The sequence below is a fragment of the Mesorhizobium sp. M7A.F.Ca.CA.001.10.2.1 genome, assembly GCF_003998575.1.
Classification (GTDB): Bacteria; Pseudomonadota; Alphaproteobacteria; order Rhizobiales; family Rhizobiaceae; genus Mesorhizobium.
This window is the reverse complement of record NZ_RZQY01000244.1, coordinates 1-8091: the sequence shown is the minus strand read 5'-3', so window position 1 is coordinate 8091 and position 8091 is coordinate 1. Positions and strand designations below refer to the sequence as shown.

At 63.5% G+C, this 8091-nt stretch carries 9 protein-coding genes; 3 read left to right on the top strand and 6 right to left on the bottom strand.

What is annotated here, in order from left to right; translation table 11 throughout:
• A partial coding sequence (locus EN964_RS17050) for a zinc-dependent alcohol dehydrogenase family protein (RefSeq protein ID WP_127276558.1) occupies positions 1–953 on the top strand: 953 nt, incomplete at its 5' end.
• Positions 954–1037: 84 nt separating this feature from the next.
• Here the strand turns inward: EN964_RS17050 and EN964_RS17045 are convergent.
• On the bottom strand, positions 1038–2147 hold the full coding sequence (locus tag EN964_RS17045) for a TRAP transporter substrate-binding protein (protein WP_013528215.1): 1110 nt from the start codon (positions 2145–2147) through the stop codon (positions 1038–1040).
• 262 nt (positions 2148–2409) lie between these two features.
• Between EN964_RS17045 and EN964_RS17040 the strand changes: the two genes are divergently transcribed.
• Complete coding sequence (locus tag EN964_RS17040; protein WP_127266508.1) at positions 2410–3183, top strand: gamma-glutamyl-gamma-aminobutyrate hydrolase family protein; 774 nt, start codon at positions 2410–2412, stop codon at positions 3181–3183.
• Here EN964_RS17040 and EN964_RS17035 read toward each other — a convergent pair whose 3' ends face one another.
• From EN964_RS17035 to EN964_RS17015, 5 genes are all read right to left on the bottom strand, one after another.
• On the bottom strand, positions 3184–3588 hold the full coding sequence (locus tag EN964_RS17035; protein WP_032901504.1) for a hypothetical protein: 405 nt from the start codon (positions 3586–3588) through the stop codon (positions 3184–3186).
• 82 nt (positions 3589–3670) lie between these two features.
• Complete coding sequence (locus EN964_RS17030; RefSeq protein WP_127266507.1) at positions 3671–4654, bottom strand: 2-hydroxyacid dehydrogenase; 984 nt, start codon at positions 4652–4654, stop codon at positions 3671–3673.
• Positions 4651–5673, bottom strand: coding sequence for a LacI family DNA-binding transcriptional regulator (locus tag EN964_RS17025; protein ID WP_081738944.1), 1023 nt, complete (start codon positions 5671–5673; stop codon positions 4651–4653). The genes EN964_RS17030 and EN964_RS17025 overlap by 4 nt, the downstream gene beginning before the upstream one ends.
• A gap of 77 nt (positions 5674–5750) precedes the next feature.
• Entirely contained in the window at positions 5751–6635 is an 885-nt protein-coding gene (locus EN964_RS17020) for a DMT family transporter (RefSeq protein ID WP_164748949.1), read from the bottom strand.
• A 190-nt stretch (positions 6636–6825) separates the two neighbouring features.
• Positions 6826–7233 carry a DUF2000 family protein gene (locus EN964_RS17015; protein ID WP_127266505.1) on the bottom strand — a complete coding sequence of 136 codons (408 nt, stop codon included), beginning with the start codon at positions 7231–7233 and terminating at the stop codon, positions 6826–6828.
• A gap of 49 nt (positions 7234–7282) precedes the next feature.
• On the opposite strand from EN964_RS17015, the gene EN964_RS17010 reads away from it, so the two are divergent.
• On the top strand, positions 7283–8091 hold an 809-nt coding region (locus tag EN964_RS17010), incomplete at its 3' end, for an AraC family transcriptional regulator (protein ID WP_164775850.1).

The window sequence follows — 8091 nt, the reverse complement described above, 5'->3', positions numbered from 1 at the left end:
AGCTACTGGTGCGCATCGAAGCCTGCGGCGTCTGCGGCACGGATCGGCATCTGTTTCACGGCGAATTTCCGTGCACGCCGCCGGTGACGCCCGGCCATGAGTTCTCCGGTCTCGTCGAGGCGATCGGAAAATCGGTCTCGGGTTTTGCCATCGGCGATCGTGTCACCGGCGACCCCAACATCGCCTGCGGGCGCTGCGCGCGTTGTCACGCGGGACAAGTCAATCTCTGCAGCAATCTGCGCGCCATCGGCATTCATCGCGATGGCGGCTTTGCCGAATATCTTGCCTTGCCGCAGAAGCAGGCTTTCGTCCTGCCTGCGGGCCTCGATCCCATGCACGGTGCCTTCTGCGAGCCGCTCGGCTGTTGCCTGCACGGCGTCGACCTTGCCGGTATCAAACCGGGCAGCTCGGTGGTCGTGCTTGGCGGCGGCGTGATCGGCCTGCTCACCGTACAACTGGCAAGATTGGCGGGAGCCACGACCATCATCCTGTCGACCAGGCAAGCCTCGCGGCGCGCCCTCGCCGAGGACCTCGGCGCGACAATGACGATCGATCCAACCACCGCCGATGTCATCGATGCCATCGCCGGACCGGTGGGGCTGGTGCCAGGCGGTGTCGACGTCGTCTTCGAATGTGCGGGCGTGCGAGAGACCGTCGAGCAGTCGATGCGGCTGGCCCGCGCCGGTGGCACGGTCGTCATCGTCGGCGTGACGCCGCAAGGCGTGAAAGCTGAATTCGAGCCGTTCGACCTGCTGTTCCGGGAACTGAAGGTGCTCGGTTCCTTCCTCAATCCCTACACCCATCGCCGTGCCGCCGAACTCATTGCTTCCGGCACGATCGAGATCGATAGGCTGATCTCCAGGCAGGTGTCGCTTGAAGAAGCGCCAGCGGTGATCGCCAATCCGCCGGCGCCCGGCGAGGTCAAGGTTCTGGTGGTGCCGCGCCGAGGCTGAACCGCCGGTTTCGCCTCCGGTATATACAGAAAAGCTCCCTGAGCGGGTTCCGCCCAGAGAGCTTTTGAGCAGAAGTCCGGCCGACTACAGCTTGCCGTTGCGCTGCTGGACCATCATGAAGGTGTCGTAATTGTATTCGGCCACCTGCGCCCAGAGATAATGCTCCTTGCGGAAGCCCTTGATCGATTCCCAGATCTTCTTGAACGGGGCGTTGGAGGCTTCCATTTCGGTATAGACCTCGTTGGCCTTTTCGAAGCAGGCGGCCATGATCTCCTGGCTGAACGGGCGCAGTTTCGCGCCGCCGGCTACCAGTCGCTTCACCGCCGCAGGGTTCAGATAATCGTATTTCTGCAGCATGTTGGCGTCGGCCGCCTGCGCGGCAGTGTGCAGCAGCGACTTGTACGTCGGCGAAAGTTCTTCGTACTTCGCCTTGTTGAACATCAGGTGGACGGTCGGGCCGCCCTCCCACCAGCCGGGATAGTAATAATAGGGCGCGACCTTATAGAAGCCGAGCTTCTCGTCGTCATAGGGACCAACCCATTCGGCCGCGTCGATGGTGCCTTTCTCCAGCGCGGGATAGATATCACCGCCGGCGATCTGCTGCGGCACGACGCCGAGCTTCTGCACCACCTTGCCGGCAAAACCGCCGATTCGCATCTTGAGGCCGGAAAGGTCGGCCACCGTGTTGATTTCCTTGCGGAACCAGCCGCCCATCTGGACGCCGGTGTTGCCGCCCGGCAGGCCGAAAAGGCCCTGCGTGGCGAGAAACTCGTTGAACAGGTCGATGCCGCCGCCATGGTAATGCCAGGCATTCATGCCGCGTGCGTTGAGCGAAAAGGGAACCGCCGCACCCAGCGCCCATGTCGGGTCCTTGCCCCAGTAATAATATGCCACCGTATGACAGGCCTCGACCGTGCCGGCCGTGGTGGCGTCTGCGGCCTGCAGGCCTGGCACCAGCTCTCCGGCGGCGAAGACCTGGATCTGGAAGTTACCGTCGGTGGCTTCCGACAGCATCTTCGAGAACACCTCGGCACCGCCATAGATGGTGTCGAGCGACTTCGGGAAGGACGACGCCAGCCGCCACGTCACCTTGGGATTGGACTGGGCTATTGCGGGCGCCGCCAGTGTGGCCGCCGCCGCGGCGGCACCGACGCCGGTGACACCGGCCTTGCGAATGAATGAACGACGATCCATGAAGTTCCTCCCTTTTGGATCAACAGGCCGACGTCAGGAAATCCTCGGTTTCCGTGTCGGTTCGTTCAAGACAATACACAGGCAAGAAGTCGAGTCCAGCACGGCGACCCGATTTGACGGCGAAGCCCAGCTACCCTGCAACTATAGTCTAACAGGCCATTTCGTGGCCCATGCGACACGCCGAAACTTGGCATGGAAAAACAACCGGGGATCGCCTATTTTAGCGGCAGGTATCCCTTGCCCAGATGGAACACAGAGCAAAATGCATCAGCCGCTCGTCGCCATATCGACCGACGTCCGTCAGTTCGACAACTACACCTGGCATGCCGCCCCGCAGCAATATCTGGAAGCGGCGATCACCGGCGCCGGTGTGTTCCCGCTGCTGGTGCCATCGTTCGGCGACCGGCTCGACTTCGACGAACTTCTCTCGTCGGTCGACGGCGTGATGGTCACCGGCTCGAAATCCAATGTGCATCCCTCGCTCTATGGCGGCGACGCCAGCGAAGCCAATGGCCCCTATGATCCGGCGCGCGACGCCACGACGCTGCCGCTGATCCGGCGGGCGATCGAGCGCGGCGTGCCGCTGCTCGCCATCTGCCGCGGCATCCAGGAATTGAACGTGGCGCTGGGCGGCACGCTCGGCACCGAAATCCAGGAGCGCGAGGGCTCGCTTGACCACCGCGCGCCGGTGAGCGACAAGCAGGACGAACGCTTCGCCATCCACCAGACCATTTCGATCAAACCCGACAGTTGCCTGGCCGGTGTGTTCGGTGCCGGCGACATCAAGGTCAATTCATTGCACCGCCAGGCGATCGACCGGCTCGGCTCGAAGCTGCAGGTCGAGGCCGTCGCCACCGACGGCACGGTCGAGGCGGTTTCGGTGCGCGACGCCCGCGCCTTCGCCGTCGGCGTGCAATGGCACCCGGAATACTGGGTCAAGTCGGACAGCAATTCGGTGAAAATATTCCGGGCCTTCGGCGATGCGGTTCGGCTGCACGCCGCAGCGAAGGCTGGCGCGCGGGCGGCGGCGGAATAATCAGTCGCCAGATTTCTTATCACCGGTGGCCGCCAGCGACAGCAATGGTAGCGCCGGGGCATAGGATTCGTAGCCGTCGCCATCGGCAGCCGCGAAGGTGACGATTGGATCGGTGCCATTGGCGCTGAAGGCGACCGTGCCATCGTTCTGCTCGCGCCAGAACTTCGCCTGCTCTATGCCCGGCAAGAGCCGGCGGCATTTCGGAGCAACGGTGAGCAGCGACAAACCGTCCGAAATTTCGGCCCCGCGGCTGACTGCACAGACCGCCTCATCGCCATTGGCGACCAGCCTGTAGCTGTTGGACGGGGCGGCCTCGTTGGCCACGCTTTCACGGCTGCCGCCATGAAACAGCTGAATGCCACCAAACAGCGCCGCGGCAGCGATCAATGCGGAAAGTGCTTTCATCATTCTTCATCCACGTACACGGACAGGTTGAACAATGATTCCAAAGCGTTAAGCTGACGTTAATAAATGTGGCAACCACCGATCAGTTTCTAGCAGTCACATGCGCCGTCTCGGGCACCGGGGTCAGCGGACGGCGCTCGGTGAACCAGGACACCAGATTGTCGACGCACAGATCCGCCATGGCGCGGCGGGTGTGGTCCGAGGCCGAGCCGACATGCGGCAGCAGCGAGGTGTTGGGCGCGTCGAGCAGCGCCTTGGGCACATTCGGTTCGTCGGCAAAGACATCGAGGCCGGCGGCGGCGATGGTGCCGTTGGCGAGTGCTGCCGCGAGCGCTGCCTCATCGACCGTGCTGCCGCGGCCGATGTTGACGAAGACGCCGTTGGCGCCAAGCGCCGACAGTATCTCGGCATTGACCGCCTTCTCCGTCGAGGCGCCCCCCGGCGCCACCGAAATCAGCGTATCGACGGCTTCGGCAAGCCCTTTCAGGGTCGCATGATACTGGTAGGAAAGACCTTCGACACGGCGCCGGTTGTGGTAGGCGACCGGCAAGCCAAAAGCTTCCAGACGCCGGGCGATGGCCTGCCCGATGCGGCCCATGCCGAAAATACCCACACTGCGCCCGCGCAAGGTCAGCCGGCTCAGCGGATAGTTGCCCTTGCGCACCCAGCTGCCGTCGCGCAGCCAGGTTTCGGCGCGCGGCAGATCGCGGATGGTGTTGATCAACAGCCCGATCGTGGTGTCGGCGACCTCCTCGGTCAACACGTCGGGCGTGTTGGTGACCATGATGTTCTTCGCTCGGGCATGGCCGACATCGACCGAATCATAGCCGACGCCGAAGGAGGCGATGAGCTCGAGGTTGGGCAGCGCATCCATCATCGCCGCGTTGATGCCGGCAAACGAAGCGATGCCGCGCACATCACTGCGCATCTCGTCGGTGACGAGCGCCGGATCGGCGCGTTCGATTCTGACACGCCTGAACGTACGGTTGATGCGGTCGACCGCATGGTCGTTGAAATCGCCCGGCACCAGGATGGCGACGGTCTGCAACTGTTCGGCCTTGGTCATGCACGCTCCACCGGCTTGCCGGTCGACTGACGCACATGCAGTTCCGGCTTGATCAATTCCTGCGAGGGCCGCACCGTCTGGCCGTTGAGCTTGTCGAGCAACGCGCTGGCGGCGCGGCGGCCAACCTCGCGCTGGCCGTTCCAGACGGTGGTCAGGGCCGGCGTCGCGATCGCCGCCTCTTCGAGGTCGTCATAGCCGGTAACGGAGATGTCGACGCCGGGCACAAGGCCGGCACGGGCAATGCCGTTCATCAGGCCGATGGCGACAAGGTCGTTCCAGCAGCAGGCAGCCGTCGGTCTGTCCTTCAGCGCCAGGAACTGTCCGGCGGCCTCGAAGCCGGCCTGCTTGGTGCGTGGGCCGGCGATGCGCCATGACGGCCTGACTTCCAGCCCGGCCGCCTCCATCGCGTTGACATAGCCCTGGTAGCGGTCACGGCCGGTCGAGGTCTGGTCGGTGCCGCCGATCATGGCGATGCGCTTGTGGCCGAGCGAGATCAGATGGTTGGTGGCAAGGCCTGTTCCATAAGAGTCGTCGCCGCGAAAGACCGGCACGTCGGCACCCTCGACGGTGCGCGCGATCAGCACAGCCGGCAGGCCGTTCTCCTCGGCCATCAGGATGTCGGAAGCCGGCGTGCCGATGGCCGGCGACATGATGACGCCGTCGGCGCCGAGCTGCAAAAGCGTATCGATGAAGGTGCGCTGCTTTTCGAGCTGATCGTAATGATTGGACAGGATGAAGGTCTGCCGGCTGCGGTCGAGCTCGCTTTCGATTGAGCGCAGGATCTCGGCGAAGAACGGGTTCATGATGTCGTGGACGACGACGCCGACAATGCCGGAACGCGAGGTGCGCAGGCTGGCGGCGCGTCGGTTGTAGATATAGCCGATGGCGCGGGCATGTTCCTTGATGCGGTCACGCGTGGTACCGGCAACCAGAGGGCTGTCGCGCAGCGCCAGAGAGACCGTGGCCGTGGACACGCCGAGCGCATCCGCGATCGTCGAAAGCTTGATTTTTTGTGCCAGCGACGTGTGCTCCCCGGACCTGAACTTTCAGACCTAAACTGTTTAAAGGCGGCGTTATGCCACCGATCGGGGGCAAATCAAAGTTTTTTTGCCAACGCCTCGGCCTCGACATCCGAGGCCGCGCGGCTCCGCAGCCGAAGCCTATGCTCGCGATGGACGATGTAGAGACCGCTGGCGACGATGATGGCGGCGCCGACCAATGTCCAGCGGTCGGGAAACTGCTTGAAGACGATCCAGCCGGAAATGATCATCCACACCATCTGCGAATAGGGATAGGGCGCCAAAGCCGTGGTTGTCGCCAGCCGGTAGGCCTGGACCAGCAGCCAGTGACCGACGCCGCCGAACACGCCGAGCATCAGCAGCACGAACCAGTGCCAACCGTCATGCGGCAGGGAAAACGAAAACGGCAGCAGGGGCAGAAGCAGCAGCGCCGGCGCCAGCGCCGAAAACAGGATGAGGCTCTCCGATGTCTCGGTCGCCGACATGCGGCGCGTCATGATGACGTAGAAGCAGTTCGACAGCATCGAGCCGAGCGCGAAGAGATGTCCGATGCCGAAAACGCCGACGCCCGGCCGGGTGATGATGAGGACGCCGGCAAAGGCCGCCAGGATGGCCAGCCAGCGCCGCCAGCCGGCCCACTCGCCAAGCAGCGGACCGGCCAGTGCCGTGATCACCATCGGCCCGAAGAAATAGATCGAGGTGGTCTCGGCCAGTTGCAGGGATTTGAGCGCCAGGACATTGAATATGGTCGATCCGAACAGGAACGCCCCGCGCAGGATATGCGCCGGCAGATTGACCGGACGAAACCGCACCGGTTGGCGCCAGCCGCGCAGCAGCGCGCCGACCAGCACGACATGCACGGCAAAGCGCACCCAGGCAACGACCAGCACGGAAACGCCTGCAAGGACGAGGTATTTGCTTGATGTGTCGAGGAAGGTGAAGAAGACATAGGTGGAAAGCATGCACACGATCGCCACCGTGGGCGTCGCGCTTTCTACATGTCTTTGGGGAGCACTCACTTGCAGGCCGGGTGGGAAGCTGGGCTGGAGCCCACCTTTGCGGGAATTGCCGGCTCCCGGCAAGCCAATTGTCGACTGCCGCGACATGAAAGCCTGCTGGCACAACAAGAGCCGCCGGCAGGTAGTGCCCTGGCTAGGCGTGCATGCGGGCGCCCTTGGTGATCTTGTCGACCAGCTTCTTGTCGGCGCGAAGCGCGATCCCGACCACCTTGGCGTCTTCAGGCGCGAATTCGGCGAAGACGGCGCGATTAGCCGCGTCAAAGCCGGTCGAAAACATTTCCTCGACATAGAGCGGGGTGGTCACGCCGCGCTCCAGCGTGCGCCGGTGGATCGTGCCCAGCGTCGTCTGGTCGGCGGACAAAACGATGACCGGCTGGATCGACAGCGGGTTGTAGAGATTGCCGGCGCGGTCGCGATAGGGTTCACCGATGATATCCGGAAACTGCGCGACGATGCCGCTGGTCAGGAAGGCGGTGACGTTGAGTTTCTGCCAGACCGGCAGATCCTCCCGGAGCACGATTGCAAATTTCGTATCGAACATGAGACACTGGCCATTCGGTTTGTGCCCCAATGCGAGGCTGAAGGAGACGATGTCGCACGATCTAGACAGCCAGGCCTTCAGGGGTCTTGGACGTTTGTGCGTCGATGCAGCGGAAAACTGCATCATCTCGGCCTCCGACCCCGCCGGCATGGAGCGTATTGAGGCGCGTTTCCATGGCAGCGCGTTCGACCTGCATCGCCACGACACCTACTCGATCGGGGTGACGCTGCACGGGGTGCAGACGTTTCGCTATCTCGGCGCTGCGCGCCACAGCCTGCCCGGCCAGATCATCGTGCTGCATCCCGACGAGTTGCACGACGGCGGTGCCGGCACCGAGGACGGATTGCGCTACCGGATGCTCTATCTGGAGCCGTCGCTGATGCTCGACTGCCTCGGCGGCGCTTCGCTGCCTTTTGTCAGGGATGGCGTGGTGACGGACGCCGCCTTTTGCGCAACGTTGCTTTCGGCGCTGGGGCCGCTGGAGCAGGAACTCGACGAGCTGTTCGTCGACGACTTCCTGGCGCAACTGATGCAAAGCCTGACACGGCATGGCGGCCAGTCGGCGAAGCCGATGACCAGGACGGCGTGGCGGGCGGCTGCGCTGGCGCGCGACTATCTCACGGAAAACCTGAACCGGCCGGTGCGTTCCGGCGAACTGGAAGCTGTAACCGGGCTTGATCGCTATGCCTTGTCACGGCATTTCCGTGCCGCTTTCTCCACCAGTCCACATCGCTTCCTGGTGATGCGCCGGCTTCAGCGGGCGCGGCGGATGATCGCCGCCGGCGAACCGTTGGCACAGATCGCGGTCGAAGCCGGCTTCAGCGACCAGAGCCATTTCACAAGGCAATTCAAGAAGGC

Coding starts and splice junctions, on each gene's coding strand:
- EN964_RS17045 (WP_013528215.1), bottom strand. CDS start 2,147: ATGGATCGTCGTTCATTCATTCGCAAGGCCGGTGTCACCGGCGTCGGT.
- EN964_RS17015 (WP_127266505.1), bottom strand. CDS start 7,233: ATGTTCGATACGAAATTTGCAATCGTGCTCCGGGAGGATCTGCCGGTC.
- EN964_RS17040 (WP_127266508.1), top strand. CDS start 2,410: ATGCATCAGCCGCTCGTCGCCATATCGACCGACGTCCGTCAGTTCGAC.
- EN964_RS17030 (WP_127266507.1), bottom strand. CDS start 4,654: ATGACCAAGGCCGAACAGTTGCAGACCGTCGCCATCCTGGTGCCGGGC.
- EN964_RS17020 (WP_164748949.1), bottom strand. CDS start 6,635: ATGCTTTCCACCTATGTCTTCTTCACCTTCCTCGACACATCAAGCAAA.
- EN964_RS17035 (WP_032901504.1), bottom strand. CDS start 3,588: ATGAAAGCACTTTCCGCATTGATCGCTGCCGCGGCGCTGTTTGGTGGC.